The following is a 26,926-nucleotide window of genomic DNA, read 5'->3' on the forward strand; positions in this document are numbered from 1 at the left end:
AGGAAGAACCGGGGTCAGATCAGCTTCTGGCCGACCAGGAACTCGGCGATCTTCGCGCCGCCGTCGCCCTCGTCGGTGACCTTCTCGCCGGCCTGCTTCGGCGGCTTCGGCGACGCGGAGACGACCGTGGTCAGGGCGTTGGCCAGACCGACCTCGGAGGCGTCGATCCCGGCGCCGGCCAGGTCGAGGGTCTGCACCGGCTTCTTCTTCGCCGCCATGATCCCCTTGAACGAGGGGTAGCGCGGCTCGTTGGACTTCTCCCCGATCGACACCACGACCGGAAGCTCCGCGGTCAGGTGGGTGACGCCCTCGTCGGTCTCCCGCTTGGCCTTCACCGTGGTGCCCTCGACCGAGAGCTCGTTGGCGTGGGTCAGCGACGGCACACCGAGCAGCTCGGCGATCATCGCCGGGACCGCGCCGATCTGGCCGTCGGACGCCGAGTTGCCCGCGATGACCATGTCCCAGCCGTCGACGGTGCCGATCAGCTTCGTCAGCGCCTTCGCGGTCTGCACCGCGCACGAGCCGTGGATGGCCTCGTCGGACAGGTGCACCGCGGAGTCCGCGCCCATCGACAGGGCCTTGCGGATCGCGTCGGTGGCCCGGTCCGGGCCCATGCTCACGACGACGACCTCGGAGCCGTCGTTCGCCTCCTTCAGCAGCAGGGCCTGCTCCACCGCGCGCTCGTTGATCTCGTCGATCACCGCCTCGGCACCCTCACGGTCGAGGGTGTGGTCGGAGTCGGACAGCTTCCGCTCCGAATAGGTGTCGGCCACCTGCTTGACCAGCGCGAGGATCCTCATCGGATCGCCCTTTCGTCCGTCGGGTTCGGTCATCGGGTCCGGGGAAGCAGGGCACGGCTGATGATCAGCCGCTGCATCTCGCTGGTCCCCTCGTAGATGCGGGTGATCCGGGCGTCGCGGTAGAGACGCTCGACCTCGTAGCCACGGATGAACCCCGAACCACCGAAGGTCTGGACCGCGACGTCGGCGTGCCGCACCGCGCCCTCGGACGCCGTGAGCTTGGCCATCGAGCACAGCACCGCGGCGTCGTCCGCACCGGAGCCCAGGGCGTGCGCCGCGTCCGCGGCCAGCGCGGTCGCGGCGCGCAGCTCGGTCACCGCCGTCGCGAGCGGGAACGAGATCGCCTGGTTCGCCCCAATCGGGGCGCCGAACTGGGTCCGGTCCGCCGCCTGCTGCACGGCGGCGGCGAGCGCCGCGCGGCTGATCCCGAGTGCGAGCCCCGCGATGCCGAGCCGGCCCTTGGCGAGCACCTCCATCATGTAGCCGAAGGCCTTGCCCTCCTCGCCGAGCAGGGCGTCGGACGGCAGCCGGACCCGGTCGAACACCAGCCCGCCGACCTGGCTGGCCCGCTGGCCCATCTTGTGTTCGTGGTAGGCGCGCGTCACGCCGGCCTGCTCCAGGTCGACGACGAACACCGAGATGCCGCCGCGCTTGCCCTTCTCCGGGTCGGTGACGGCCAGTACCAGGGCGAAGTCGGCGACCGGCGCGTTGTGGATGTAGATCTTCTCGCCGGACAGCAGCCAGTCGTCGCCGTCGCGGACCGCCCGGGTGGAGATGCTGCCCAGGTCCGAGCCGGACTCCGCCTCGGTGAGCGCGTACGCGCACGGCCGCTCGTAGGCGAGCAGCGGACGCAGGTAGCGCTCGTGCTGCTCGGCGGTGCCGAACGCGGCCAGCAGCGAGCCGACCATCTCGACGAGCCCGCACTGGTCGGCGACCGAGGAGTAGCCGTAGGACAGGCCCTCCATAAGGAACAGGTAGTCCAGCGGGGTCGCGCCCGTCCCCCCGAGATCGGTGGGGACGGTGACCCCGAACATCCCGATCTTGGCGAGCTCGGTGTACAGCTCACGGGGGAAGCGCTCGGTCTCGTCCAGCTCGGTGGCGAGCGGACGGATCTGCTCGTCGACGAACTCCTCGACGAGCCTGCGCTCGTCGGAGCCGAAGGTGTCGGTGGGCAGGAAGGTGTGGCGCAGGGACAGCGCAGCCATCGGTGGCTCCTCAGGAACGTCGGGACGGGACGGACGCGTCTGCGGCCGCCGTCGGGGCGGGACGCGTGGTCCGCTCCAGGGTTTCGGGCAGGGCGACGATGGCGACCAGGCCGACGAGGCTCAGCACCATCAGGTAGACGGCCACGCCGACCGGCGACCCGCCGCCCCACGCCACCAGTGCGGTCGCGACCAGGGGCGCGGTGCCGCCGACGACGGCGGCCGGGATCTCCCGGGACAGGGCGATCCCGCTCCAGCGGGACCGGGCCGGGAACAGGTCGGCCAGCATCGCGCCGGCCGGCCCCGAGGTGCAGCCCTGGGAGACGCAGATACCCAGGGTCATCGCGACCGCGATCAGCACCCCGGAGCCGCTGTCGAGCATCCAGAACATCGGCATCGCGAACAGCAGGCAGAACGCGGCGCCGAACAGCATGACCGGGCGCCTGCCGACCCGGTCGGCCAGCCGGCCGCACGCGAGGATGACCGGGATGGCCAGGAACTCGGCGATGATCAGCCCGGTCAGCGCCGTACCCTTCGGGACCTCGAGGGTGTTGGTGACGTAGCTGAGCACGAACACCTGCATCGCGTAGGCCCACGGGATGATCAGGACGAACACGCCCATCCCGAGCAGGACCGAGCGCCGGTTGTTCCGCAGCACCTCGAGCACCGGGGCGCTCTGCACGGAGTCGTTCTGCTCGAGCTTCCTGAACGCGGGGGTCTCCTCGACCCGCCACCGCAGGTAGGCCGCGACCAGCACCATCGCCGCGCTGGCCAGGAACGGGATCCGCCATCCCCAGGCCAGGAAGGCCTCCTCCGGCATGAGGGTGACCAGGGTGAACACCAGCGTCGCGCCGCCGGTACCGACGTAGATCGCGGCGCCGGGCAGCGAGGCGGCGTAGGCGCGGCCCCGGTTACCGGTCACCTCGGTGACCATCGTGATCGCACCGGCGAACTCGGCGCCCGCGCCGGCGCCCTGCAGCAGGCGGAGTACGACGAGGATGACGGCGGCCCAGATGCCGATCGTCTCCGCGGTCGGGAGCAGGCCGATCAGGGTGGTCGAGACGCCCATGACCATCAGGACCAGGAACATCGTGGGCTTGCGGCCGATCCGGTCGCCGTAGTGGGCGAAGATCAGGCCGCCGATCGGGCGCGCGCCGAGACCGACCGCGAAGGTGGCGAGCGAGGCGAGGACCCCACCGAGCGCGCCGGCGTCGGGGAAGTAGAGGGGGCCGAAGACCAGGGCGGCGGCCAGGCCGTAGAGCGTGAAGTCGTACCACTCGATGACGGTCCCGGAGACGCTCGCGGCGAGCGTGCGCCGGCGCTGTTCCGGGTCACCGACGACCAGGGATCCGGTCTGCGGTTCGGGTGTCGTGGACATGACGGGGCCTCGTTCTCTCGCGTCGGTGGGAGGAGGGTGCGGCGTCCGGTCAGGCGTCGCGGGAACGCAGTGCCGCGATCCGCGTGTGCGGCGGCGCGGCCGGCAGCCGCAGACCGGTGCGGTGCGGCTGGAAGATCTCGGCGGGCATCGCCTTGAGCTCGTCGGAGACGAGCAGCGGGAACGCGCTGCGGGCCAGGACGTCGCGCTCGAGGTCCACGCCGGGCGCGATCTCGGTGACGGTCAGGCCCTCGGGCCGGAGCTGCAGGACGGCCCGCTCGGTGACGTAGGTGACCTTCTGCCCGCGGGCCAGGGCGTGCGCGCCGGAGAAGGTCGGCGAGGCGACCTTCTCCACGAACTTGGTGTGCGGGCCGTCGGTCCGGATGTCGAGTCCGCCGTCGTCGACGGCGATGTCGCGGCGGCCCGCGGTGAAGGAACCGATGAACACGATCTCCGGGGCGGCCGAGACGATGTCGGCGAAGCCGCCGACGCCCGCCGTGACGTGCCGGCGTCCGGGCAGGTGGTGCACGTTGACCGAGCCGGTGCGGTCGATCTCCAGGAACGACAGCAGCGTCCGGTCGAAACCACCGCCCTGCAGGAGGGTGAACTGGTCGGCGCTGGCCATGATCGCGTCCGGGTTCACAGAGACACCGAAGGTGAAGTCCAACAGCGGCACGCCGCCGACGGCGCCCTGCTCGATCACCCAGCTGACGGCGCCGGCCAGGTCCTCCTCGACCAGGACGTGCGGGACCAGAGCGGAGACGCCGAACCCGAGGTTGACGACGTCGCCGGAGCGCAGCTCGTGCGCGGCCCGGCGGGCGATCACCTTCTCCAGCGAGAAGGGGACGGGGTCGAGCGCGGACAGCGGGCGCCGCAGCTGCCCGGAGATCGCCGGGTCGTACGGGGTCTGGGTGGTCTGCATCTGGTCCGGCGCGACGACGACGGCGTCGACCAGGATCCCCGGGATGCGGACCTGCTGCGGGGACAGGCTGCCGCCCTCGGCCAGCCGCTTGACCTGGGCGATCACGAGGCCACCCCGGTTGTGCGCGGCGTAGGCGAGGTCCAGCGCGCCGAGCGGGGAGGCCTCCTCCTCGATCGTGAGGTTGCCGTGCTCGTCGGCGGTGGTCGCCCGGATCACCGCCACGTCGGGCACGATCGAGGGGAAGAACAGCCACTCCTCGCCGTCGAGCTCCTCGACCCGGACGAAGCGTTCCGGGGTGGCGTCGTTCATCCGCCCCCCGGTGAGCCGCGGGTCGACGAAGGATCCCAGGCCGACCTTGGTGAACACCCCCGGCTGCCGGGACGCCGCGGCCCGGTGCAGCTGGTACAGCACACCGGACGGGAAGTTGTACGCCTCGACCTCGCCGTTCTCGATCATCTGCCAGATCCGCGGGGGCTCGGCCTTCGACGGCCCCGACGGGTAGGAACCGGCCACCACCCGGCGCAGCAGGCCGGGCCGGGCCAGGTGGTCGATGCCCTTGATCCCGGACATGTCACCGGCCGCGATCGGGTGCAACGTGGTCAGGTCGCGCGGCCCGGCGGTCTCGGCGAAGCGGTCGCCGATCCCGGCCAGCACGGCGTCCGGGCAGCCGAGGCCGGACGACGAGCTGACGCTGATCACGTCACCGTCGGCGATTAGGTCGGCGGCCTGGCGGGCGGTGAGGACGGCGGGTCGGTGCATGACGTCTGCTCCTGTGAAGTCGTCTGGGTTCGGTCGTCGCGGGCGGTCGGCGCTGCGGGACGGGTCGGTGGGTGCGGGGAGGGTCAGTGCTGCGGGACGGGGACGGTGTCGGTGATCGCGCCCAGGGCGGTGGCGGCGGCGCGGGCCGCGGCCTCGGGACCGGCCGCCCACCACGCGTCGCTGAGCACCTCGACCTCAACGAGACCCTCGAACCCGGCCGCCCGGCTGCGCTGTACGAACCGGTCCATCCCGATCACGCCGTCGCCGGGCATGCCGCGGCTGCTCAGCTGGCCGTGGATGGGCAGCACCCAGTCGGCGAGCTGGACGGTCAGCACCGTCCCGGACGCGCGGTCCAGACCCTCGTCGAGGGCGGCGTCCCACCAGACGTGGTAGCTGTCCAGTGCCAGCCCGAGCATCGGGTGGTCGATCCCGCGGACCAGGTCGACGGCCTCGCCGAGGGAGGTGATCGCGGAGCGGTCCGCGGCCATCATCGGGTGCATCGGTTCGACGGCGAGCGGGACGCCGGCCGCCTCGGCGTGCGGGAGCAGCGCCTCGACGCCGTCTCGGATCGCGCCGCGGGCGGCGGACAGGTCGCCGTCGCAGGCCGGCCCGCAGACCAGGACCAGGCAGTCCGCGCCCAGCACCCGGGCCTCCTCGACCGCGCGGAGGTTGTCGGCCCGCCGCGCCTCCCGCCCGGTGGCCGTGGGCTGCGGGAACATCCCGCCGCGGCACACCGAGGTGACCCGCAGACCCGCGTCGGCGACCCGGCGGGCGGCCTCGGCGGCCCCGGCCCGCTCGTAGCAGTCGCGCCAGAGCCCGACGCCGCCGAAGCCGAGCCCGGCCGCCAGCGGCACCAGGTCCTCGACGGCCGCGGCGCGCGCGGTCACCGAGTTGAGGCTGCAGTGTGCGAGGTCCACGGCTCAGCCGATCCCGTGCACGACGAAGTAGCGTCCGGCCCGGTGCGCCGCGACCTCCGGATCCCGGAAGAGGCCGATCCCGTCCGCGGCACGGACCAGGTCCCCGAGGTGACCGAGGGACCTGCCGGACTCCAGGCCACCGAGCATCCGGAAGTGCTCCTGGGCGCCGTCGAGGTAGGCCAGCCACGCGACACCGACCTTGTAGAACCGAGTCGGGGCGGCGAAGACCAGCCTGCTCAGCGGCTCGGTCGGGGCGAGGATCCCCCGGAAGCCGTCGACCCGGCCGGCGTCCAGCTCCGCGAGCGCGGCCGCGGCGTGCCGCCCGACGACCGCGAACGCGCCCAGCAGCGCGTCGCTGTGGTGCTCGCCGTCCCCGGCGATGAGGTCGGTGTAGTGGAAATCGTCCCCGGTGAACAGGTGCACCCCGGCGGGCAGCCGGGACCGCAGCTCGCGTTCCAGGACGTCGTCGAGCAGGGACAGCTTGATGCCGCGCACCCGCGAGCGGTGCTCGGTGATCAGGTCGAGCACGACCTCCATCGCCTTGCCCGGTTCGGGGTGGCCCCAGTAGCCGGCGAGCGCCGGGTCGAACGCCTCGCCGAGCCAGTGCAGCACGACCGGCTGCGAGGCGGCCCGCAGGACGTCCCCGTAGACCTCGAGGTAGTCGTCGGGACCGGCGGCGCGGGCGGCGAGCGCGCGGCTGGCCATCAGGACGGTGCTGCCGCCGAGCGACTCGATGTCGGCGAGCTGCTCGAGGTAGGCGTCGCGGACCGCCCGGACGCCACCGGCGTGCTCGGCGAGCTGGTCGGTGGAGATGCCGACGACCACGTCGGCGCCACGGGTGCGGGCCTCGGCGAGGGTCCGGCGCGCGAGCTCGCGCGCCGCGGGCCAGTCCAGCCCCATCCCCCGCTGCGCGGTGTCCATCGACTCGGCGACACCGAGACCGGCGTCCCACAGCCTGTGCCGCAGCGCCATCGTGGCGTCCCAGTCGATCGGACACGGCGCACCGTCGCCCGACGCACGGACGGGGTCGGGGACGACGTGCGCGGCCGCGAAGGCCACCCGGCTCGTCGCCGGTGTGGACGGCACGACGAGCTCGGCGGGCGGGCCCATGGACAGTGGAGCCAGGCTTCCGTCGGAAGCCGGCAGAAGGACCTCGGCCGACATCACACCTCCCAGAAAACGCTTACTTGCTGGAGTCGGCAGCAGCGTATAGCCTGCCATCGCGGGAGGCAAGAGGGCCTCCGTAGTTCGGAAAACGCTTACGAGGAGGTAGCGATGAGGCTGCAGCACGCCATGCCGTCCGCCGTGGTGACGGGCGGGGCCGGCGGGATCGGCTCGGCGATCGCCCGACGGCTCGCCGACCAGGGGCACCCGGTCGTCGTGGTCGACCGGACACCGACCGCCCAGGACGTCGCCGACTCGGTCGGCGGGCTGGCCCGGGTCGGCGACCTGACCGACCAGGGCTTCACCGACGCGGTCGTGGCGGACGCCGCCGCGCTGCCGGGGGGCCTCGGCGTGCTGGTCAACGCCGCCGGGATCCAGGCCCGGACCGACGCGGTCGACATCGCACCGGAGACCTGGGAGCGCCTCGTCGCGGTGAACCTCACCGCCGCCTACCGGCTGATCGCGGCCGCCGCGGGCCCCCTGGCGGATGCCGGCGGCTCGGTGGTCAACATCGTGTCGCTGTCCGCGGACCGCGCGGTGCCGGGGATCGTCCCCTACGGCGCGACCAAGGCCGCGTTGGCGCAGCTCACGAAGGGTCTGGCCGTGGAGCTCGGCCCGCGCGGGATCCGGGTGAACGCCGTGGCCCCGGGGTACGTCGTCACCCCGATGACCGCCCCGGTCCTGGACCGGCCGGACTTCCGCGAGCGGGTGCTCGGGCGCATCCCGCTCGGCCGGCTCGCCGACGGGCAGGACATCGCCGACGTCGTCGGGTTCCTGGCCTCGCACGCCGCCCGGTACGTCACGGGCGTGGTCCTGCCGGTCGACGGCGGGTACGCGGTCACGTGAGCGGCCCGCTGCGCGTGCTGGTCGCGCCCGACTCGTTCAAGGGGAGCCTGGCCGCGTCGGCGGTCGCCGAGGCACTGGCGGCCGGCTGGCGCGAGGTCCGCCCGCAGGACACGGTGACCCTGCTCCCCCAGGCCGACGGCGGCGAAGGCACCGTGGACGCGGTGGCGCGGTGCGTGCCCGGCGCCGAACCGCGGACCTCCCGTCCGGTGCCCGGCCCGGCCGGGCGACCGGTGACCGCACACTGGCTGATGCTGCCGGACGGGTCGGCGGTGCTGGACTCGGCGAGCGTCTGCGGTCTGCCCCTTCTCGACCGGCGGGAGCCCGTCGCCGCCTCGACGGACGGGCTCGGTCTGCTCCTGCGGCAGGTACTGGCCGCCGGGGCCACCTCGGTCACCGTCGGTCTCGGCGGTTCGGCGACGACCGACGGTGGCGCCGGGGCGCTGCGGGGGCTCGGGGCCCGGCTGCTGGACCGCGCCGGCGACGAGATCGGCCCGGGCGGCGTGGAGCTGGCGCAGCTGCACCGCATCGACGTCTCCGGCCTGGTGCCGCCCCCGACAGGTGGGGTGCGCCTGCTGACCGACACACGGGCGGTGCTGACCGGTCCGTCCGGCGCCGCGACCGTGTTCGGCCCGCAGAAGGGCGCGTCCCCGCACCAGGTCGCGCTCCTCGACCGCGCGCTGGCCCGGTTCGCCGATGTGCTCGCCGCGGTGCTGCCGGTCGAGGCGGACCGGGCCGGGTCGGGGGCCGCAGGGGGCACCGCGTTCGGGCTGGCCGCCTGGGGCGGGCGGATCCTGCCCGGCGCGCACACGGTCGGCGAACTGACCGGACTGCACGGCCTGCTCCCGCACGCCGACGTCGTCGTCACCGGTGAAGGCCGCTACGACGCCACGTCGGGCACCGGGAAGCTGGTCGGTGCGCTGCTGCAACGGTGTGCGGGGTACCCGGCCGCGCCGCTGGTCGTCGCGGGGCAGATCGCGACCCCGCCGCCGGCCGCCGCGATCGCGCTCACCGACCTGGCCGGCTCGGTCGACGCCGCGATCGCCGATCCTGCCCGCTGGCTGCGCCGAGCCGGGGCGCTCGCCGCCCGGATGCGGGGAGGCGCCGGGGACCGGGCGGTGGCCGAGGACGCAGTGGCCCGAGGCGCGGTGGCGGAGGGCGCGCCCGGCTGAGCGGCGCCCCCCGCATCCGGGCCGGGCCCTGGCGCCGCGGTTCCGGGGCCGGGACACCTCAGAGCCGGCGCACGCTGACCCAGCGCTGCTCGGTGAGCAGCTCGACGTTGGCCGCCCCGCCGAACCGCTGCCCGACCCCGGAGGCACCGACCCCGCCGAACGGGACGTGCGTCTCGTTGAGCGCCGTCATGTCGTTGACGTGCACCATGCCCGCCCGCAGCCGGGACGCGACCGCACGACCGCGCTCGAGGTCCCGGGTGAACACCGACGCCGACAGGCCGTACTCGGTCGCGTTGGCCAGCGCCACGGCCTCGTCGGTGTCGGCGGCCACGGTGACGGCGACGACCGGGGCGAAGGTCTCCTCCTCGAACAGCGGCATCCCGGGCCGCACCCCGGCGACCACGGTCGCCGGGAAGTACCGTCCCTCGCGGGTGCCGCCGGTGAGCAGCTCGGCCCCCTGCGCGACGGTGTCGGCGACCAGCCGCTGCGCCCGCTCGGCCTGGCGCTCGCTGATCAGCGGACCGAGATCGACCGTGGGGTCGATGGCCGGGTCCCCGACCCGCAGGCCGCGCGCGTGCTCGGCGAGCCGGGCGAGGTAGTCCTCGGCGACGTCGGCGACGACGATGTGCCGGCCGGTGGCGATGCACACCTGTCCCTGGTGGACGAAGGTGCCCCCGGCCGTCAGCGGGACGGTGCGCTCCAGGTCGGCGTCGGCGAGCACGACGGCGGGGTTGTTCCCGCCCAGCTCGAGGGCGACCCGCTTCAGGGCACCGCCGGCGATCCGGGCGATCTCCCGGCCGACCGCGGTCGACCCGGTGAAGTGGATCAGGTCGACGTTCGCGTGCCCGACCAGCGCCGGCCCGGCCGCCCGGCCCGGGAGGACGCCGAGGAGTCCGTCGGGCAGTCCGGCGGCGGTGAGCGCATCGGCCCATCCGGCGCCGCCGGAGAGCGGCGTCTCCGGTGCCGGCTTGACCAGGACCGCGTTGCCCAGGGCCAGCGCGGGCGCCGCGATGCGCAGGGCCAGGTGCATCGGGAAGTTCCAGCCAGTGATCACCCCGACGACGCCGACCGGTACCCGCTCGACCACGTTGGAGCGGCCCGGCACCGCCGACGGCAGTACCTGGGCCGTGGGGTGCAGGGCGAGCGCCGCCGCGGCGTGCAGCTCCTCGATCGAGTCGGCGACCTCGGCCTCGGCCTTGGCCCGGATACTGCCGGTCTCGGCCGTCACGAGCCCGACCAGCTCCTCGCGCCGCGCCTGCAGACCGTGTGCGGCGCGGCGCAGGACGTCGCGCCGCTCGGGGGCCGGGGTGGCCGCCCAGCGGCGTCCCGCTTCCACCGCGGCGGCCACCGCCCGCTCGACGTCCGCGGCCGTCGCGTCGGGCGCGCCGGCGCCCGGGGCGCCGGCAGACCCGGTGAGTGTCGTCGTCGACATCGTCGCTCCTTCTGTAGAAAACGTTTACTCATTACCTTATCGGAGCTGTTAGAGTCCAGAAAACGCTTGCGACAACGAGGAGGTCGACGTGCGGAGAGCGGTCGTGACGGCACCGGGTCGGATCAGCGCGGAGGAGGTGCCCGAGCCGGCACGGCCGGGCCCCGGTGAGGTCGCACTGGACCTGCACACGGTAGGGATCTGCGGCGGTGACGTCGCGCTGCTCGCCGGGCGCAACCCGCTGGTGTCCTACCCCGTCGTCCCCGGCCACGAGTGCGTCGCGACGGTCGCCGAGGACCCTTCCGGACGCCTCGCCGGCGGTACCTCGGTCGTGGTCTACCCGACGCTGGCCTGCGGCCGGTGCCGGGCCTGCGCCGATGACCGCCCGAACAACTGCGCCGAGATGACGGTGCTGGGGCTCTCCGACCCGCGCGGCTGCCTGGCCGAGCGGTTCGTCGTCCCCGCCGCACACGCGATCCCGCTGCCGGGTGACCTCGGGGCCCGGTTCGGCGCGCTGGTCGAGCCGCTGGCGGTCGCCGAGCACGTCGCGGACCGCTCCGGGATCCGCCCCGGTGACACGGTGCTGGTCGTCGGGGCCGGGGCCATCGGCTCCGCGGTCGGGCTGGCGGCCCGGGCGCGGGGGGCGTCCCGGGTGCTGTTCACCGACACCCTCGCCACTCGCGGCGGCACGCTGGCCGGGCTCGGCTTCACCGACTTCGCGGCCAGCACCGGGGACGGTCCGGTCGAGTGGGTGCGTGACACGGTGGGGTCGGTGGACGTCGTGTTCGACACGGTCACCACCAGCGGGACCGCCGCCGCCGCGACCGCGGTGCTCGCGGGCGGAGGCCGGTACGTCGCGGTCGCCGCGGCCAAACCGGGGCACCGGATCGAGCTGGACTACCAGGCGTTCTACGCCCGGGAGCTGTCACTGGTCGCCTCCCGGAACTACACCCCCGCCGACTTCACGGCGGCGATCGGGCGGCTGGAGCGGGACGAGGTCGATCCGACCCCGCTGCGCACGGCGGTGTTCGGGCTGGGGGCGGTGGCGGACGCGTTCGCCGAGCTGACCGGGCGTCCCGAGCGCAACGTCAAGGTGCTGCTCACGCGCGACGAGCTGGTCGGCTCCAGCCCGCTGCTCACGAGCGGTTCGCCGTCGTGAAGGTCGCGGTGCTCGGGGCGGGACTGGCCGCGGGCGGTCACCTGCGCGCCCTGCGCACGCTGGCCGGCGAGCTGGACCTCGACGTGGTCGCGGTCGCGACCCGCGACGAGACCCGCGCCGAGCGTGTTCGCAGCCTGTTCCCCGGTGCGCAGCGCCGCTGGCCGGCCGAGGCTGCGCTCGACGGGGCCGACCTGGCACTGGTGCTGACCCCGCCGGACACCCACCTGGAGCTGGTAGGTGCCGCGGCCGCGCGCGGGGTCCACGTGCTCGTGGAGAAGCCGCTCGACCTCACCGCGGACCGTGCCGGTCGGCTCGTCGCCGCCACCGAGGCGGCCGGCACCGGACTCGCGGTCTGCTTCCAGCACCGGGCCAAGGAGGCCGGCCGGGGGCTGAAGGAGGCCGTGGCCTCCGGCGCGCTCGGCCCGCTAGTCGGGGGGTCGCTGGAGGTCGCGTGGTGGCGCCCCCAGTCCTACTACGACGAGCCGGGCCGCGGCAGCCACGCGCGCGACGGCGGGGGCGTGCTGATCACGCAGGCGATCCACACCCTCGACCTGCTCGTGTGGGCGCTCGGGCCACCGCGCCGGGTCGTCGCGACCGCGACCCGCTCCCCCGTCCACGACCTGGAGGCCGAGGACACCGTGACCGGTCTGCTCGACTTCGGCGGCGGGACGGCCGTGTCGGTGTTCGTGACGACCGCGGCGTTCCCCGGCGCCGCGGAGCGGCTCACCCTGGCCGGGGGCCGGGGTACGACCGTGCTCGACGGACCGCGGCTGGCGCTGCACCCGAACGACGGCGGGCCGGTCCGGACCCTGGGGACAGCGGGACCTGCGGGGATCGGGCCGGACACCGCGGAGATGCCCGCCGAGTGGCACGTCGAGATCCTGCGGGACGCGGTCACCGCGTTCCGCGCCGGTGGCGAGCCGCTGGCCTCCGGACGGTCGGCGCTGGTCACCCAGACGGTCGTGCAGGCGCTCTACGTCTCGGCCCGGAACGGCGCGTGGGAACCGGTTCCCCGGCCCGGGGCCGCTAGGGTCGGTGCTCTGCCGGACGGTGGTGCGGGATGACCGAGGCCGCCGACCGGCCTTCGACCGGGCGGCGATCGGGAGCGGGACGGGTGGACAGGGAGGACGGCCGGAGCCGGCGTCGTACGCCGCGGGGCGGTCGGGTGACGATCGACCAGGTCGCCGCCGCCGCCGGTGTGTCGAACGCGACCGTGTCGCGCGCCATGGCGGGCCGGCCGGTCCGCGCCGACCTGGCCGAGCGGGTGCTGGCCGCGGCCGCCGAGCTCGGCTACCAGCCGAACCGGGCGGCCCAGGCGATCGCGTCGGGCACCTACCAGATGATCGGCGTGGTCGTCCCGGACGTGCAGAACCCCTACTTCAGCGGGGTGCTGAAGCGGATCACCCGCAGCGCGGGCGGAAGCGGCTACCGGGTGCTGGTCGCCGACGCCAACGACGACCCCGGCGAGGAGTTCGCGCTGGCGCGCAGCCTGCTCCCCCAGGTGGACGGGCTGGTCCTGGTCTCCCCCCGTATGCCCGACACGGACCTGCGCCGACTCGCCGAGGAGTCCGGGCGGATGGTTCTGGTGAACCGGGGGCCGTCCGGTGTCGCCCTGCCGACCATCACCGTGGACGCCTTCGCCGCGACCATGAAGGTGTGCGGGCTCCTGGTGGGCCTGGGCCACCGCGACGTCGTCTACCTCGGCGGGCCGCCGGCCGCGTGGCAGGAACAGCAGCGGTGGCGGGCCCTGCAGCACGCCGAGGCGTTCGGCCTCGGTGCCCGCCGGCTGGCGGGTGGGTCCACGGTGGAGGACGGCTACCGGGTCGCCGAGGAGGCGCTGGCCACCGGCGCGAGCGCGATCGTGGCCTTCAACGACCTGCTAGCCATCGGAGTTGTCCACCGGCTGCTGGAACTCGGCGTCGACGTGCCCGGACGGGTGTCGGTCACCGGGGCGGACGACATCCCGTTCGCGGCCTGCCTGCGCCCGAGCCTGACCACGACCCGCTCGCCGCGCGACGAGCTCGGCGACGCCACCTGGGACGCGCTGGTCGCCGCGATGGCGGGCGAGTCCCCCGAGCCCCCGGCGCTGCCCGAGCCGGAGCTGGTGGTGCGCGACTCGACCGGTCCGGCACCGGGCGGCGGCCGCGCCGGGTGACCCGGCGCGGTCGTCGCCGCGGCGCGGCGATCCCGGGGTGTCAGAACTCCTCGTACTCGTCCGGGTCCTGACCCGACAGCCGCTCGTGGTCGACGCCGGCGATCGTCGCCATCTCCTCGTCGGTGAGCGCGAACCCGAACAGGTCGAGGTTGGCGCGCTGCCGCTGCGGGTCGGACGACTTCGGCAACGGCACCGACCCGACCTGCACCTGCCAGCGCAGGACGGCCTGCGCGGTGGACACCCCATGGGTCTCGGCGATGGCCGTGACCTCCGCGCTGCACAGCAGCGCGCCCCGCCCGAGCGGGCTCCACCCCTCCGTGACGATGCCGTGCTCGGCGTGGAAGGCCCGCAGCGCGTCCTGCGGCCAGTAGGGGTGCAGCTCCACCTGGTTCACCGCGGGTACGACCACGGTCGCCTCGATCAGCCGGCTGAGGTGCGCCTCGGTGAAGTTGCAGACCCCGATCGACCGGACCAGTCCCTCGTCGCGGAACGCGATCAGTTCGCGCCAGGTGTCCACGTAGAGGTCCAGCCGGGGCAGCGGCCAGTGGATCAGGTAGAGGTCGATCCGGTCCAGGCCCAGGTTCCCCAGCGACGTCTCCAGCGCCTCCCGGGCCGCGCCGCGCCCCTGGAGCCGCCCGGGCAGCTTCGTGGTGACGACGACGTCGTCCCGGTCGAGACCGGAGGCCCGGACCGCGGCGCCGACCGCGTCCTCGTTGTCGTAGCGCAGTGCGGTGTCGAGCAGGCGGTAGCCGGACGCCAGCGCGGACGCGACCAGGGTGGCGGGGTCCCCGCCGGTGCCGGTGTAGCAGCCGAAGCCGACGGCCGGGATCGCGTTGCCGTCGTTCAGCGTGTGGGTGGGGACGGCGGGGACTGCTGCCATGGTGGTCTCCTCGGGGGAGGACCGGACCGGCCGGTGCCGTCGGTGGCCGGCCGGCCCGGTCGCTCGTCGATGCTCGTGGAACCTCGGTGCTCGTGGAACCTCAGTGCTCGTGGACAAGCACGCCCCGCAGGTTGATACCCGCGTGCATGTCCGCGTACGCCTGGTTCACCTCGTCGAGCCGGTAGCGGCGGGTGATCAGCTCGTCCAGCTTGAGCCGGCCCGCGCGGTAGTAGTCGAGCAGCGCCGGGATGTCCCGGGTCGGGTTGCAGTTGCCGAACAGCAGGCCGCGCAGTGTCTTGGCGTAGGTGACGAGCTCCAGCGGGCTGATCGGGATGCCGGGCTCGTTCTGCCCGATGGAGGCGACCGCGATCGTCCCCCGCTTGCGGACGGCGCCGAAGGCCTCCGCCACCAGGTCACCGGTCAGCACGCCGACCGTGACGACCGCGCTGTCGGCACCCTGACCGTTGGTCACCGACCTCACGAACGGCAGGGCCTCGGCGATCGAGGGGAAGGCGTGCGTCGCGCCGAGCTCGAGCGCGCGCTCGCGCTTGTAGCCGACCGGGTCGACGGCCACGACGTACGCGGCGCCGGCGTGGCTCGCCCCCTGGACGGCGTTGATCCCGACCCCACCGACCCCGACGACGAGCACGGTGTCCCGCGGCCGCACCTCGGCCGCGTTGACCGCGGCACCCCAGCCGGTCCCGACCCCGCAGGAGACCAGGCAGGCGACCTCGAACGGGATGTCGTCGGCGATCTTGACCGCCTGCGCCTCGTCGGTGACGAGGTGGTCGGCGAAGGTCCCGAGACGCTGCATGGCCCCGATACCGTGCCCGTCGGCCGTGGTGAACCGGGCCGAGCCGTCGAGCGCCATCCCGGTCTCCATACCACCGCCGGTGTCGCAGATGTACTGCATGCCCTGCGCGCACCAGGTGCAGGTGCCGCACGCCGGCAGGTAGGCCGTGGCGACGTGGTCGCCCGGCTTCAACCGGCGGACGGCGCTGCCGACCGACTCCACGATCCCGGCGCCCTCGTGCCCGCCGACCAGCGGCAGCGCGTTCGGGATGTCCCCGGTGACGAGATGGTCGTCCGAGTGGCACAGGCCCGAGGCCATCACCCTGATCCGCACCTCGGTCGGGCCCGGGTCGCGCAGGCGCAGGCGCTCCACCGACCACTTCGATCCGACCTCGTGCACCACCGCGCCGTTGACGTCGATGCTCATGCGGTCCTTCCCTTCCCTGTTCATTTGATGACGGTCAACTTGCTGCGGTCCAGCGTCAGCAGGACGGCGACGATCACGACCACCCCGTAGACGATCTGCTGGTAGCTGGGGTCGATCCCGGCCACGGTGCCGCCGACCCGCAGGACGGTGACGATGAGCGCGCCGACCAGGACCCGCCACGGCCCGCCGATCCCGCCGGTGATCGCACACCCGCTGATCACGACGGCGGCGATCGCGGGCAGCAGCAGCGCGTCGGCGAGCTGCGGTGCCGCGGTCTGCTGCTGGGCCGCCAGGACGATCGCGGCGAGCCCCGCGAAGAGCCCGGACAGCGCGAACGCCGCGACCCGGACGAGCCGGGTCCGCACTCCGGACAGCAGGGCCGCGCGCTCGGCCAGGCCGACGAGATGGAACACGTTCCCGCCCGGCAGCCTGCGCATCGCCAGCCCGACCACCGCCACCAGCACCAGCGTCAGCAGCACCGAGGACGAGACCGACGCGACACCGAGGTTGGTCAGCCAGGAGATCGCCTCGAAGTTCCGGTCGATGTAGACGGTCGAGTTCCCGGACAGCGCCATCGCGACCGCGCCCCACAGACCGAGCGCACCGAGCGAGACGACGAACGACGGGACCTGGCCGTAGGCACCGACCAGGCCGGTGAGGGCACCGATCAGGGTCAGCGCGACGAGGACGAGCGGCACGGCGAGCATCCCCGCGCCGGGCAGCACGAGCGCGAGCACGACGGTGCCCAGCGACGTGACCGCCGCGGCGGACAGGTCGATCCCCCCGGTCAGGACGACGAACATCTGCCCGAGCCCGAGCAGGACGATCGGCACCGCCTGGTTGGCGACGACCAGCATGCTCTGGCCGGACACGAAGGCGGGCTCGGCGACCGTCACCATCGCGACGAGCAGGAGCAGGACGGCGGCCGGCGCCGCCGACCGCAGGTGGCGGCGGGCGTCGCGCCCCCGGGGTCGAGGCCGCGCGGGCGGGGCCGCGGGAGCCATGGTCGTGGAGTTCACGGCGTCCTCACATCATCTTCTCGAGCAGCTGGAGCGGGGTCGGCGCGTCGTCCGCGTCGAACTCGCCGGTGATCCGGCCCTCGCGGAGCGCGAGGATCCGGTGCGAGGCGGCGATCGCCTCGTCGAGGGTGTCGGCGAGCAGCAGGATCGCGGTGCCCTGTGCGGTCAGCTCGCGGAACAGCCGGTAGAGGTCGTCGCAGGCACCGACGTCGAGCCCGCGGGCGGGGTGGTCGAGCAGCAGCAGGCGGGGCGGCCCGTTCTGCAGCCAGCGGGCGACCGCCACCTTCTGCTGGTTGCCGCCGGAGAGCCGGCCCACCTCGGCGGCGGGGTCCGGCGGGCGGACGTCGAGCCGCTCGATCCAGGACCGGGCTATCTCGCTACGGCGGCGGGCGGAGAGCACCCCGCGGACGGCGCCGGCCCGTGGGTGGACGGTCAACAGCGTCTCCGCGACCGTGAGCCCGGCGATCATGCCGTCCGTCCGCCGCTCGGCCGGGACGTGCGCGACGCCGGCCCGGACGGCCTGGGCAGGGCCGGCCGGTGCGTACCGCCGCCCGGCCAGGTGCATCTCGCCGGCACTCGCCGGCTCCGCCCCGAAGACCGCGCGGGCGATCTCCTCCCGGCCCGATCCGGCCACCCCGACGAGCCCGAGGACCTCGCCCGGGCGGATCTCGAACGAGACCTCGTGCACCCGACCGGCGACGGCGAGGTCGCGCACCCGCAGTACCGGTTCCGCGCTCCGGTCGACCTCGGCCCGGTCGGCCCGCGGCCCGGTGACCTCACGGCCGACCAACAGCCGGTAGAGCTCGTCGTCGCCGGCGTCGGGGCCACGCTCGGCCACCACCCGCCCGCCACGCAGCACGTAGATCCGGTCGCAGAACCGCCGGATCTCCTCCAACCGGTGTGACACGAAGATCACCGAACCGCGCTCGGACAACGCCCGCACCCGGTCGTGCAGGAGGTCGACGTCCTCACCCTCCAGCACCGACGTCGGCTCGTCGAGGATGATCAGCGGCGGGTGCCCGTGGTCCCCGATCTCGGTCGCCCGGGCGATCTCGACCATCTGCCGCTCGGCGAAGCCGAGGTCGGCGGTGGACCCCCGCGGATCGGCCGCCGATCCGACGCCGGCGAGCAGCCCGGCGGCCCGGCTCTCGAGCCGGCGCCGCCGCACCCAGCCGCCCCGGACCGCGTCCCCCTCGGAACCGAGCAGGACGTTCTCCGCCACCCGCAGGTTGGGGACCAGCGCCTGCTCCTGGTGCACGATGCTCACGCCGAGCGCCGCGGCGGCCCGCGGACCGGACGGCGTGACGACCTCGCCCGAGAAGCGGATCTCGCCGGAGTCCGGGCGCAGCTCGCCCGAGAGGATCTTCAGCAGGGTGGACTTGCCGGCCCCGTTCTCCCCGACCAGGCCGACCACCTCGTGCCGGCGGACCTCCAGCGACACCTCGCTCAGCGCGGCGAGCCCGCCGAAGGACTTGCTCACCTCACGCAGCTCCACCACGGGCGCGTTCACTTGATCACCCGCATCCGGTGCCGGACCGGGGTGGCGCCGGCGACGACCGCGGCGACCAGGATCAGTGCCTGCACCGCCTGCTGGACCCACGGCTCGGCACCCAGCAGCAGCAGGCCGTTGCCCAGAACCACCAGCAGGAACACACCGGCGACGGTGTGCAGCGGGCCACCGCGCCCGCCGGCGAGCAGGGTCCCGCCCAGGACCACGGCCGAGAGCGTGAGGAACAGCGTCCCCGAGCCGACCGCGACGTCACCGGCACCGAGCCGGATCGTGGCGAGCACGCCGGCCAGGCCCGACGCGATCCCGGCGAGGGTGAAGACCGCGATCTTGACCCGGCCGGTGGGCAGGCCGGCGAGCCGGGCGATCCGCTCGTCACCCCCCACGGCCAGGACCGTCCGGCCGAACCGGGTCGACCGGCAGGTCACGACGGCGAGCACGACGACCAGCACCGCGACCAGCGCGAAGAGCGGGATCCCGGCGACCGTGGCGCCGGCCCACCCGCGGAAGTTCTCGTCCAGCAGCTCCGGGGTGACCGATCCGAACAGGACGGTCGCCGTGCCGAGACCGACGAACCAGGTCCCGAGGGTCACGATGAACGACGGCACCCGCCCGACGACGTGCAGCACCCCGTTGGCCAGGCCGAACAGGGCCCCGCACCCGACGCCCACGAGCAGCGCGCCCCAGCCGAGGTCGGCCGCGGTCACCGAGTTGCGGGCGAGCAGGACGAAGGTGAGCCCGCTGGCCGCCATCACCCCCTCGACGGAGAGGTCGATCCCGCCGGTGAGGACGACGAGGGAGATGCCCGTGGCGAGGATCAGCGGGATGGCGGCCTGGTCGAGGATCGCCCGCAGGTTCTCCGGCGTCGCGAACCCGGGGGTCGCGACCGCGAACACGAGGCAGAGCACGACGAGGGCGAGGGCGGGGCCGGCGTCGGCGAGCGCGCGCCCGCGCATCCCGGACAGCGCGGACCGTCCTGCCCCGGTGGGTGGCTTCTGAACGGTGGTCATATCGCGCCCCTCAGGAGATCCGGCCGGCGTTGCGCTCAAGCGGGTTCCGGACCGACTCGACGATCTGCTCGGGCGTCGGCGGGGTGGCGTACTGCGCGGCGTTCTCGGCGGTGACCAGGAACTGCCGTACGTAGAACGCGCGGTCGGACTCCGGCAGGCCCGCGACGTCGAGCTCCCCCGTCGCGGCCCGGTAGGCGAGCGCGAGCCCCATGGCACCGTTGAAGTAGGGGTCGGTGGTGTAGGTCGCGACCATCCGGCCCGCCTCGATCGCCTGGAGCCCCTCGGGCGTCGCATCCGCGGAGCTGGCGATCCGGACGTCGGTCCGCCCGGACTCGGAGACGGCCTGGATCGCGCCGAGCGCCATCGAGTCGGTGGCGGCCCAGATACCCGTGACCTGCCGGCCGTACTTGCTGAGCAGCGTCTTCGTGGTCGTGTACGCCTTGGTGCGGTCGAAGTCGGCGGGCTGTGCATCGAGCAGCCGTACGCCGGGGGCCCCGCTGAGGGCCTCCTGCAGACCGTTGAACCGCTCGGTGCTGATGTCGTTCGAGAGCAGGCCCTGCAGGGCCACGACCCCACCCGTCCCACCCATCGACTCCCCGAGCACCCGGCCGGTCTCCCGGCCCTGCTCCACGCCGTCGTAGCCGGCGTAGGCGACCCAGCTATCGCCGATGTCCCAGGGGTTCAGGTCATCGGGCTTGCTCCACTGCGTCACAACGCGACCGCCGGCGTTCTTCACCGCCGCGACGATCGCCGGCGTGTCGGCGGTCGAGTTCGGGTTGATGTTGAGCAGGACCGTCCTGCCGGTGGCCAGTACGGACTGCAGCTGGGCCAGCGCCTGCTGCGAGTCGCCGTTGTAGACGATCGTCTTCAGCTCGACGCCGACCGACTCGGCGTAGGCCTTGCTGCCCTCGACCCAGGCCGCCTCGTACGGGTTTGTCAGGGATCGGACCTCGGACACCATGATCATGTCCTCGGGGGCGACCGGGCCTGCCTGCGCCGTCGAGCCGGTGGTGGTCGTCGAGCATCCGGCGAGGGCCACCGCCAGGACGAGTGCGATCGCGGCTGCTGCCGATCGGGCCGTGGCGGCCCGCAGTCGAACGAGGGACCTCATGGGATCCGCCTCCAGGGTGCTTCGTTGCGCCAGCCACACCTATCGTGTGGCTGAAAACGTTTTCTACACGATGTCCTTCCACGGGTCAATAGACATTCGAAGTGGCGTCTTAGCTGGTCACAGCCAAAGCTAGTGCCGACGATGCAAGCAGCCCACAGGAATGCGCTTTCTCGACTACGCGTACGCGGCCGGGTGACGCCCCGTCCGGGCGCCACCCGGCCTACAGTGCTCGTTATCGACCGGTCGAACAGCCAGCGCCGTATCGATCAGTCGGCCGGTGTAGCTCAGCGCGCTGTTCTGATGACTCCACCTGGCGGTGGCTGACATGTCATGGCGCTCGCCCCGGTCGGCCTCGACTTAGCGGATCCAGTTCGCAACGTTTCGTGATGCACGCCCAGCTGCTCGCCAGCCGCCGGATCACCGGCCTGAGGTCGGACTCCCGATGGAGGCGGACGGCGCGTTCACGTAGCTGGTAGGGGTACCCTTCGGCGCTCCAACAGAGACCTCCTACACGGCCCGTCGGCCATGACCGTCGACCTCCAAGCAAGCGGAGCCTGACCCTGTTTCGCGGACACCTGTCCTGAGGCGATGATCGCCCTGCAGGGGAGTCCGACCCGATGCCAGCGCCCCGTCCGCCTGCGTTCCGTCGTCGTGCTGTCGAGATCGCCCGCCAGGTCGAGCAGCCCGTAGCTGTGACTGCCAAGGATCTAGGGATCAGCGAGTCGTGTCTGCGGCGCTGGATGGCCGTCGATGACTTCGACGCCGGCCGGGTCGAGGACGTGAGCTCGAGCGAACGCTCAAAACTGGTCGAGTTGCGCCGCCGCAACCGGGTGCTGGAGATGGAAGTAGAGATACTCAAGCGGGCCATCGCCTACTTTGCCCGGGAGAGCATCGTCCCACGGCACGGTTCCCGCTGGTCCGAGAACCGGCCGCGAACGGGATCGCCGTCGCGGTGACCTGCCGGGGTCTGCGTATGTCTCGCTTGGGAATCTATGGCTGGTCGAGCCGGGTGCCTTCCCCGCGCGCGGTCACCGACGCGGAGCTGACGGCCATGATCATCGAGATCCACGCGAGTCGCGGCGCAGCTACGGAGCGCCGCGAGTGCACGCCGAGCTGCGGATAGCCCACGAGGTGCGCTACGGACGCAAACGAGTTTGCCCGGCTGATGCGCAACGACGGAATCGCCGAGATCTGTCACCGGCGCAAACGTGATGGCCAGCGGCCCGCACCGGCGCGGCATGAGGACCTGGTGCAGCGCCGGTTCACCGCCGATGCCCGGATCCGCTGTGGGCCACCGACATCACCGAGCACCCCACCGCCGCCGGGAAGGTGTACTGCTGCGCGGTCGTCGACGCCTACTACCGGATCATGGTGGGCTGGACGATTGCCGAGCACATGCGTACCGGACTGGTCGTGGACGCGCTGCCAATGGCGACCTGGCGGCGCCGGCCCGCGCCCGGTGCGATCGTGTCCACGCCGACCGCGGATCGCAGTACACCTCGTGGATCTTCGGGCATCGACTGCGCGAGGCTGGGCCGCTCGGCTCGATGGGCAGGGCCGCCTCCAGCGTGGATAACGCACTGGTCGAGTTGTCCTGGTCGATCATGCAGCGCGAGCTGCTCGATACTCGCGACTGGGGCACCCCGCAACAGCTGTCGGCGGCGATCTTTGAATGGATCGAGGCCTGGTACAACCCCCGCCGACTCCACACAAGCACCGGCTACCTCGCCCCGGCCGACTACGAACGACTTCACACCACCTCCGCTACCGCGGCATGATCAGCACACCACCCGTGTTCGGAAAGCCGGGTTAGGCTCCATGCACGGAAAGTGGACAGAGTGGACGAATCACCAAGTGCTGAGGTGCTGGTTGGGCCGCGTCACTCGGGAACGGGTCCGTTCATGCAGCTGCCATCCTGAGCAGGTGTCACCCACTCACCCCGGTCCAGCGCCAACCCCAGCCTCATTGCCTCGTCGACCAGACCCGGCCGATGTCCGATCGCGCCAGCGATTATGTGCACGAGCTCGGTAACGCTGCGGACGACATAATTGGGTGGGGTGATCCAGATCTGAGGGCCGTCGTCGTCGGACGCGCCGTTGCGGGTCAGCTGGGCGTAGTAGATGTCGTCGTCACGACCCCAGGTGCTGAGGTCTTCCCACCCCTCCAGGTGGAAGGCGTAGATGCTCATGATCGTCGTCCTGCTCGGTCATCGGAACGGTGGACGTGGAGGACTTGGTCCGCGGTGCGGGACCGCTGCACCGGCGCCTCGGAGCGGCTCGGAGTGACACCGGCGTCGGTGAGCATCCGCAGGTCCAGGCGCCAGGAGCGCGCAGAGCGTTCGGTCCACAGCCGGCCGGCCTCATATCGACGTGGCGGGCGGTCTGCTGGTCAGTCATCCCGGTGACGTGGCGCAAGTGGGCCAGTGCCTCATCTGCACGACCGGTGACGTTCGCGTAGCCGATGTGGGTGCTCGAGTGGCACGGCGAGCACAGGCAGATCAGCCGGCGTAGCGTCTGAGTCCGGGTCCGGTCGTCGTAGCTCCAGCGCTCGTGCGCCTCCAACCAGCGCTGCGCGTCGCGGTCCGCGGTGGCCCCGCAGGCCTCGCAGCGGTGCCCAGCACGGCCGAGGATCATTCGGCGCAGCCGCTCCCAGTCGCGCGGGGACACGCAAGTGCGAACGTTGGTGAACCAGCAGGTTCGCGGGATCATGTCGACGAACAGCCCCGATCCGAACGACCGGTCCTCCCCCGTCAACAGGTCCGGGACGTCGGGCAGAGCGGCCCAGCGCTGCAGCGCGGCCGCGCGCGGGCGAGGGTCGTACCATCGCTTGGCGGCCAGGTTCCAGCGGGCGCCGTGCGCCTTGGCCTGGTCCTTCTCGCTGAACGGCACGTCCAGCCACGCCTGTGATCGCGGCCTGCTGGTGGTCACGTTTGTCGTCATACGCGCTCCCCAACGCCGGTGGCCGTGGACCTGCCCGACCTGAGGATGACACCCGCCCCCGACAGTTTCGTCGAGCGACGACGGAGACACCGCTCGGTCCGGGGCCGTGCCTCCGTGTGACGCGGTACTGGTCAGGGCATCGCGTCATCGTCGACCGAGTCGTCGCTGTCGCAGGCGACGGCGTCGTCGGCATGCCAGCGGAATAGCTGGGCTGCGCGTTCGTCTTCGGGTTCGTCTGCCGCGTCGCGATAGGCGATCTCGTCGAGGATCCGGCGGGCGTGCTGGACCGCTTGCTCGGTCTGCTCGGCCTCCGGGACCCGCACGACGTCCTCCTCGGTCTGGACCGGCCGTGCCTCGCGCACGTCCTCCCGCAGCGACTCCGCGCCGTCCTCGGCGCTGGCGCTGTCCCGGGCGTCGCCGGGGTGGTCGGTGAGGTCGTTCTCGGTGATCTCGCGGTGCCGGTCGTCCTCGGCGACGGCAATCTCGTGCGCGGTCTTCCACTCGGCTGCGGTGACCCGGTCGTCGGGGTCGTCGTCGGCGTCGCGGGCGGACAGCTCGGCCTTGGAGAGCTCGGCCTTCGCGCGGGTCTCGGCGGTGTGGGCGAGCCAGCGGCTGCGGGCGTCGTCGACCTCGGCCAGCTCGGCCGCGCGCTGTTCTAGGACCGCGGCCAGCGCGGCGGCCTGGGCGGCCTCGTCGGTGAGGCGCTGCTGCTCGGCCGGGTCGGTCGCCGCGGCGGCTTCGGCCCGGCGCAGGGCGGCGTCCTGGTGGTGGCGAGTGGCGGCCTCGTGGGTGGCGGCGAGTTCGTTGGCGACGTAGCGGGGTGCGGCGGCGAGCTCGCGTTCATAGGCGCGGACCCGCATCCGGAGCTGGCCGTTGGACAGCTCCAGGTGCTCGCGGTCGATCTCGGGTCGTCCGAGGTCGCGCCACGCCGCGCGGTAGGCAGCGAACTGTTCGACCTGCCCGGGTTGCGGGGCCGGGCCGAGGGCGTCGTCGAGGTCGTCGTGGCCGCGGGCCTCGCGGTAGGCCGCGACCCGCCCGACGGTGTCGGCCCACGCGGCGCGGGCGGGGCCGTCGTCGGGGACCCCACCGAACGCGGCGAGCGCCCAGGGCTGCGGCGCGTCGGCCAGCTCGGCACCGAGGGTGTGGGCGCGGTCGTCCGCGGCCACGGCGAGCGCGCTCAGGTAGGCGCCCCATTCCTTGTCGGTGACGCGCGGGGTCCAGTCGGTCCAGTTCTGGCCGACGGGGTCGAAGCGGTGGCTGTCGCGGATGCGGGAGTAGAGGACGTTGGACACAGTGCGGGCGCCGGTGAGCGGGCCGCGTTCGACGGCGTCGGACAGGACGGTGTCGGGGTCGTGGCCGGCGAGTTCGGCGCGGCGCAGGATGCGGGTCAGCGCGCCGGTGCCGTCCTCGGCCGCGATGCGGGTGCGCTGTTCGACGGTGAGCGCGCCGGTGTCGACGAGCCGGTCGAGGGCGGCGTTGGTGCGCTCGGTCGCGGCGAGATGGGCGCCCTCGGCCAGCAGGTCCGCCGCGGTGCGGGTGCTGAGGGCTTCGGCCACGGAGTCGGCGGCGAACGTGAGCGAGGAACGCTCGACGGCCTGCTCGCTCGCGTCGAGGATCCCGGCGAGGGTGGCGACCGGGTCGCGGTGCACGCCGTGCTCGTGGGTGGTGCCGTCGGCGGGGTCCTGCGGTCCGGTGCGGGTGGTGACGTGCGCGGTGTTCGCCCCGCGGCCGCGGGACATGCCGACGTACAGCGCGGCCGCGGTGGTGTTCGGGGTAGCGACGGTGTGGGTGGTGTCGACAGTGGCGCCCTGGGCGGCGTGCACGGTCGAGGCGTAGCCGAGGGACAGGTGCTCGGCGACGTAGTCGGCGGACAGCACCAGCCGCTCCCCCGCCTCGTCGTCCGGCCCGGTGTCGGTGGTGACCTCCAGTGCGCCGTCGTCGCGGACGGCGGTGACGCGGTAGGTCTCCCGGTTGATCGGGCCGCGGCGGTTGCCCTCGACGCCGGTGAGGTTCCAGCCGTTGCGGCGGGCCTGCACCAGGTCCCCGACCCCGGCGAAGGTGCCCTGCATCCCGAGCGGGACACCGTCCTCCTCGACCCGCCCGAGGCGGACCAGCTCCCCGCGCAGCTGCGCGGACAGGCGGGCGGCCTGGTCGTTGGTGTCGACCAGCAGCAGCGACCGTCGACCCTCGAGGGTGTCGGCCAGCCACGCCCGCGCCGCCGAGATCTCGGCGGCGCGGGTGCCGGCGTCGATGAGGCGGCCGTGCTGGTGATAGTCGCGCAGCACCGTCTCGTCCCCGGCGCGCAGGCGCAGCGACGCGGCGCGTTCCCAGCCGTCGGTGAAGCGGCGGGCGTCGGTGAGCTCGTAGCGCGACCCGGCCGCGGCGAGCATGTCCATCCCGCCGCCGGCGCCGACGGCGGCGAGCTGCTTGTGGTCCCCGACCAGCAGCAGCTTCGCCCCCGCCGCGGCGACGTGGCCGTGGACGGCGGCGAGCGACGCGGTGTCGGTCATCGCGGACTCGTCGACGACGACCAGGTCTCCGTCACGCAGCCGCCACCCCTCGTCCCCGTCGACGGCCCGGCGCTCGGCGGGCGCGGCGGCGAGCCGGTCCTGGGTGGACAGCCATCGGGTCACGTTCCGCGCGGTCAGACCTTCGCCGGTGAGGAGGTTGGTGGCGACCTGGCTGGTCGCCAGGCCGAACACCCGCCGCCCGGACTCCCGGTCCGTCCAGGCGCGGGCCAGGGTGCCGACGACGAAGGACTTCCCGGTCCCGGCGGGCCCGACGAGGGTCTCGACCCGGGCGCCGGAGGTGAGGACCCCGCGGACCGCCGCGGCCTGGTCGGTCCCGAGGCGCACGCCCTCGTCGTCGAGGCGGGCCAGGAACCCGGCCGCGGCCTGCTCGGTCAGCGCGGCACCGTCCCGGGCGGTGGTGGCGGCGAGCAGGATGCGTTCGGAGCGGACCTGGTCGGGGGTGGAGTAGATCCGCCCGCCCGGGGCGCGCATCGCGGACTCGCCGTTGGCCAGCAGCAGGTCGGGCGGCAGCAGTCCCTCGCCGGGGCGTTCGGCGTCCATCGCGACCGCGTAGCGGACGGCCTCGTCGGTGAGCTGGTCGAGCAGGGCGGCGACGTCGGTGCAGTCGGGGACGCCGAGATAGTCGGGCAGGGCGGCGTTGACCGCGCGGGTGAGGTCCGCCCGGGTCCACCCGGCCTTGCGGGAGGCGACGTCGGCCAGGGCCAGCTCGATGACTGCCTGCGGGTGGAACGCCTGCGGCGCCACATCACCGCGGCGGGCGGCCAGCGCGGCGTCGGCGACCGCGGCCAGGCCGCCGTCGATGTCGGCGCGCAT

The 26,926-nt window shown here is 73.4% G+C and carries 23 protein-coding genes and 1 pseudogene; 8 read left to right on the forward strand and 16 right to left on the reverse strand.

The genetic code is table 11. The features are described from left to right. Window positions 1-14: 14 nt before the first annotated feature. From NH602_RS05795 to NH602_RS05820, 6 genes are all read right to left on the reverse strand, one after another. Window positions 15-800 carry an electron transfer flavoprotein subunit beta/FixA family protein gene (locus NH602_RS05795; protein ID WP_253067224.1) on the reverse strand — a complete coding sequence of 262 codons (786 nt, stop codon included), beginning with the start codon at window positions 798-800 and terminating at the stop codon, window positions 15-17. Between the two features lie 29 nt (window positions 801-829). After that, complete coding sequence (locus tag NH602_RS05800) at window positions 830-2,005, reverse strand: acyl-CoA dehydrogenase family protein (protein ID WP_253067225.1); 1,176 nt, start codon at window positions 2,003-2,005, stop codon at window positions 830-832. Between the two features lie 10 nt (window positions 2,006-2,015). Continuing rightward, window positions 2,016-3,380 (reverse strand): MFS transporter, encoded by a 1,365-nt coding sequence (locus tag NH602_RS05805; protein ID WP_253067226.1) that lies wholly within the window; start codon window positions 3,378-3,380, stop codon window positions 2,016-2,018. 49 nt (window positions 3,381-3,429) lie between these two features. Then, window positions 3,430-5,058: an acyl CoA:acetate/3-ketoacid CoA transferase gene (locus NH602_RS05810; protein WP_253067227.1), complete on the reverse strand. Its 1,629-nt coding sequence runs from the start codon at window positions 5,056-5,058 to the stop codon at window positions 3,430-3,432. Window positions 5,059-5,141: 83 nt separating this feature from the next. After that, complete coding sequence (locus NH602_RS05815; protein WP_253067228.1) at window positions 5,142-5,945, reverse strand: sugar phosphate isomerase/epimerase; 804 nt, start codon at window positions 5,943-5,945, stop codon at window positions 5,142-5,144. Between the two features lie 33 nt (window positions 5,946-5,978). Further along, entirely contained in the window at window positions 5,979-7,139 is a 1,161-nt protein-coding gene (locus NH602_RS05820; RefSeq protein WP_256493936.1) for a DUF993 family protein, read from the reverse strand. 111 nt (window positions 7,140-7,250) lie between these two features. Between NH602_RS05820 and NH602_RS05825 the strand changes: the two genes are divergently transcribed. Together NH602_RS05825 and NH602_RS05830 are read left to right on the forward strand one after the other, a co-directional pair. Next, the gene (locus NH602_RS05825; protein WP_253067230.1) at window positions 7,251-7,985 is read left to right on the forward strand and encodes an SDR family NAD(P)-dependent oxidoreductase; all 735 of its coding nucleotides are present in this window, start codon (window positions 7,251-7,253) and stop codon (window positions 7,983-7,985) included. Then, complete coding sequence (locus NH602_RS05830) at window positions 7,982-9,154, forward strand: glycerate kinase (protein ID WP_253067231.1); 1,173 nt, start codon at window positions 7,982-7,984, stop codon at window positions 9,152-9,154. The genes NH602_RS05825 and NH602_RS05830 overlap by 4 nt, the downstream gene beginning before the upstream one ends. A gap of 58 nt (window positions 9,155-9,212) precedes the next feature. Here NH602_RS05830 and NH602_RS05835 read toward each other — a convergent pair whose 3' ends face one another. After that, complete coding sequence (locus NH602_RS05835) at window positions 9,213-10,586, reverse strand: aldehyde dehydrogenase family protein (RefSeq protein ID WP_253067232.1); 1,374 nt, start codon at window positions 10,584-10,586, stop codon at window positions 9,213-9,215. A 103-nt stretch (window positions 10,587-10,689) separates the two neighbouring features. Between NH602_RS05835 and NH602_RS31805 the strand changes: the two genes are divergently transcribed. From NH602_RS31805 to NH602_RS05850, 3 genes are all read left to right on the forward strand, one after another. Then, window positions 10,690-11,742, forward strand: a complete 1,053-nt coding sequence (locus NH602_RS31805) for an alcohol dehydrogenase catalytic domain-containing protein (RefSeq protein WP_253067233.1) — start codon at window positions 10,690-10,692, stop codon at window positions 11,740-11,742. Then, window positions 11,739-12,806 carry a Gfo/Idh/MocA family protein gene (locus tag NH602_RS05845; protein WP_253067234.1) on the forward strand — a complete coding sequence of 356 codons (1,068 nt, stop codon included), beginning with the start codon at window positions 11,739-11,741 and terminating at the stop codon, window positions 12,804-12,806. Before NH602_RS31805 ends, NH602_RS05845 begins: the two co-directional genes overlap by 4 nt. A 101-nt stretch (window positions 12,807-12,907) precedes the next feature. Continuing rightward, window positions 12,908-13,897, forward strand: coding sequence for a LacI family DNA-binding transcriptional regulator (locus tag NH602_RS05850; protein ID WP_253067235.1), 990 nt, complete (start codon window positions 12,908-12,910; stop codon window positions 13,895-13,897). Window positions 13,898-13,937: 40 nt separating this feature from the next. On the opposite strand, the gene NH602_RS05855 is transcribed toward NH602_RS05850, so the two are convergent. From NH602_RS05855 to NH602_RS05880, 6 genes are all read right to left on the reverse strand, one after another. After that, window positions 13,938-14,777 (reverse strand): aldo/keto reductase, encoded by an 840-nt coding sequence (locus NH602_RS05855; RefSeq protein ID WP_253067236.1) that lies wholly within the window; start codon window positions 14,775-14,777, stop codon window positions 13,938-13,940. A gap of 100 nt (window positions 14,778-14,877) precedes the next feature. Beyond that, entirely contained in the window at window positions 14,878-15,996 is a 1,119-nt protein-coding gene (locus NH602_RS05860) for an NDMA-dependent alcohol dehydrogenase (protein WP_253067237.1), read from the reverse strand. Between the two features lie 20 nt (window positions 15,997-16,016). Continuing rightward, window positions 16,017-17,015: an ABC transporter permease gene (locus NH602_RS05865; RefSeq protein WP_253067238.1), complete on the reverse strand. Its 999-nt coding sequence runs from the start codon at window positions 17,013-17,015 to the stop codon at window positions 16,017-16,019. A 7-nt stretch (window positions 17,016-17,022) separates the two neighbouring features. Continuing rightward, the gene (locus NH602_RS05870) at window positions 17,023-18,525 is read right to left on the reverse strand and encodes a sugar ABC transporter ATP-binding protein (RefSeq protein ID WP_253067239.1); all 1,503 of its coding nucleotides are present in this window, start codon (window positions 18,523-18,525) and stop codon (window positions 17,023-17,025) included. Beyond that, on the reverse strand, window positions 18,522-19,532 hold the full coding sequence (locus NH602_RS05875; RefSeq protein ID WP_253067240.1) for an ABC transporter permease: 1,011 nt from the start codon (window positions 19,530-19,532) through the stop codon (window positions 18,522-18,524). Before NH602_RS05875 ends, NH602_RS05870 begins: the two co-directional genes overlap by 4 nt. Window positions 19,533-19,542: 10 nt before the next feature. After that, window positions 19,543-20,643 (reverse strand): sugar ABC transporter substrate-binding protein, encoded by a 1,101-nt coding sequence (locus tag NH602_RS05880; RefSeq protein WP_253067241.1) that lies wholly within the window; start codon window positions 20,641-20,643, stop codon window positions 19,543-19,545. Between the two features lie 692 nt (window positions 20,644-21,335). On the opposite strand from NH602_RS05880, the gene NH602_RS05885 reads away from it, so the two are divergent. From NH602_RS05885 to NH602_RS05890, 3 genes and pseudogenes are all read left to right on the forward strand, one after another. Beyond that, on the forward strand, window positions 21,336-21,599 hold the full coding sequence (locus tag NH602_RS05885) for a hypothetical protein (protein ID WP_253067242.1): 264 nt from the start codon (window positions 21,336-21,338) through the stop codon (window positions 21,597-21,599). A 328-nt stretch (window positions 21,600-21,927) separates the two neighbouring features. Further along, window positions 21,928-22,101: pseudogene (locus NH602_RS32150) on the forward strand (DDE-type integrase/transposase/recombinase); the annotation flags it as partial. Between the two features lie 89 nt (window positions 22,102-22,190). Then, the gene (locus NH602_RS05890) at window positions 22,191-22,421 is read left to right on the forward strand and encodes an integrase core domain-containing protein (RefSeq protein WP_256493939.1); all 231 of its coding nucleotides are present in this window, start codon (window positions 22,191-22,193) and stop codon (window positions 22,419-22,421) included. Window positions 22,422-22,522: 101 nt separating this feature from the next. On the opposite strand, the gene NH602_RS05895 is transcribed toward NH602_RS05890, so the two are convergent. From NH602_RS05895 to NH602_RS05900, 3 genes are all read right to left on the reverse strand, one after another. Continuing rightward, window positions 22,523-22,831: a hypothetical protein gene (locus tag NH602_RS05895; RefSeq protein ID WP_253067244.1), complete on the reverse strand. Its 309-nt coding sequence runs from the start codon at window positions 22,829-22,831 to the stop codon at window positions 22,523-22,525. After that, on the reverse strand, window positions 22,773-23,582 hold the full coding sequence (locus NH602_RS32155; RefSeq protein WP_374210132.1) for a DUF5710 domain-containing protein: 810 nt from the start codon (window positions 23,580-23,582) through the stop codon (window positions 22,773-22,775). Before NH602_RS32155 ends, NH602_RS05895 begins: the two co-directional genes overlap by 59 nt. Before the next feature lie 131 nt (window positions 23,583-23,713). Further along, window positions 23,714-26,926 carry an ATP-dependent RecD-like DNA helicase gene (locus NH602_RS05900; RefSeq protein WP_253067245.1) on the reverse strand — a complete coding sequence of 1,071 codons (3,213 nt, stop codon included), beginning with the start codon at window positions 26,924-26,926 and terminating at the stop codon, window positions 23,714-23,716.

Source organism: Pseudonocardia sp. McavD-2-B, from assembly GCF_024124365.1.
GTDB lineage: Bacteria > Actinomycetota > Actinomycetes > Mycobacteriales > Pseudonocardiaceae > Pseudonocardia > Pseudonocardia alni.

What these genes read in the sequence shown, in the direction of transcription:
- NH602_RS05795 (WP_253067224.1), bottom strand. Translation starts at nt 800, where the DNA reads ATGAGGATCCTCGCGCTGGTCAAGCAGGTGGCCGACACCTATTCGGAG.
- NH602_RS05800 (WP_253067225.1), bottom strand. Translation starts at nt 2,005, where the DNA reads ATGGCTGCGCTGTCCCTGCGCCACACCTTCCTGCCCACCGACACCTTC.
- NH602_RS05805 (WP_253067226.1), bottom strand. Translation starts at nt 3,380, where the DNA reads ATGTCCACGACACCCGAACCGCAGACCGGATCCCTGGTCGTCGGTGAC.
- NH602_RS05810 (WP_253067227.1), bottom strand. Translation starts at nt 5,058, where the DNA reads ATGCACCGACCCGCCGTCCTCACCGCCCGCCAGGCCGCCGACCTAATC.
- NH602_RS05820 (WP_256493936.1), bottom strand. Translation starts at nt 7,139, where the DNA reads ATGTCGGCCGAGGTCCTTCTGCCGGCTTCCGACGGAAGCCTGGCTCCA.
- NH602_RS05825 (WP_253067230.1), top strand. Translation starts at nt 7,251, where the DNA reads ATGAGGCTGCAGCACGCCATGCCGTCCGCCGTGGTGACGGGCGGGGCC.
- NH602_RS05835 (WP_253067232.1), bottom strand. Translation starts at nt 10,586, where the DNA reads ATGTCGACGACGACACTCACCGGGTCTGCCGGCGCCCCGGGCGCCGGC.
- NH602_RS05855 (WP_253067236.1), bottom strand. Translation starts at nt 14,777, where the DNA reads ATGGCAGCAGTCCCCGCCGTCCCCACCCACACGCTGAACGACGGCAAC.
- NH602_RS05860 (WP_253067237.1), bottom strand. Translation starts at nt 15,996, where the DNA reads ATGAGCATCGACGTCAACGGCGCGGTGGTGCACGAGGTCGGATCGAAG.
- NH602_RS05875 (WP_253067240.1), bottom strand. Translation starts at nt 19,532, where the DNA reads ATGACCACCGTTCAGAAGCCACCCACCGGGGCAGGACGGTCCGCGCTG.
- NH602_RS05880 (WP_253067241.1), bottom strand. Translation starts at nt 20,643, where the DNA reads ATGAGGTCCCTCGTTCGACTGCGGGCCGCCACGGCCCGATCGGCAGCA.
- NH602_RS05890 (WP_256493939.1), top strand. Translation starts at nt 22,191, where the DNA reads ATGGGCAGGGCCGCCTCCAGCGTGGATAACGCACTGGTCGAGTTGTCC.
- NH602_RS05895 (WP_253067244.1), bottom strand. Translation starts at nt 22,831, where the DNA reads ATGAGCATCTACGCCTTCCACCTGGAGGGGTGGGAAGACCTCAGCACC.
- NH602_RS32155 (WP_374210132.1), bottom strand. Translation starts at nt 23,582, where the DNA reads ATGACGACAAACGTGACCACCAGCAGGCCGCGATCACAGGCGTGGCTG.
- NH602_RS05900 (WP_253067245.1), bottom strand. Translation starts at nt 26,926, where the DNA reads ATGCGCGCCGACATCGACGGCGGCCTGGCCGCGGTCGCCGACGCCGCG.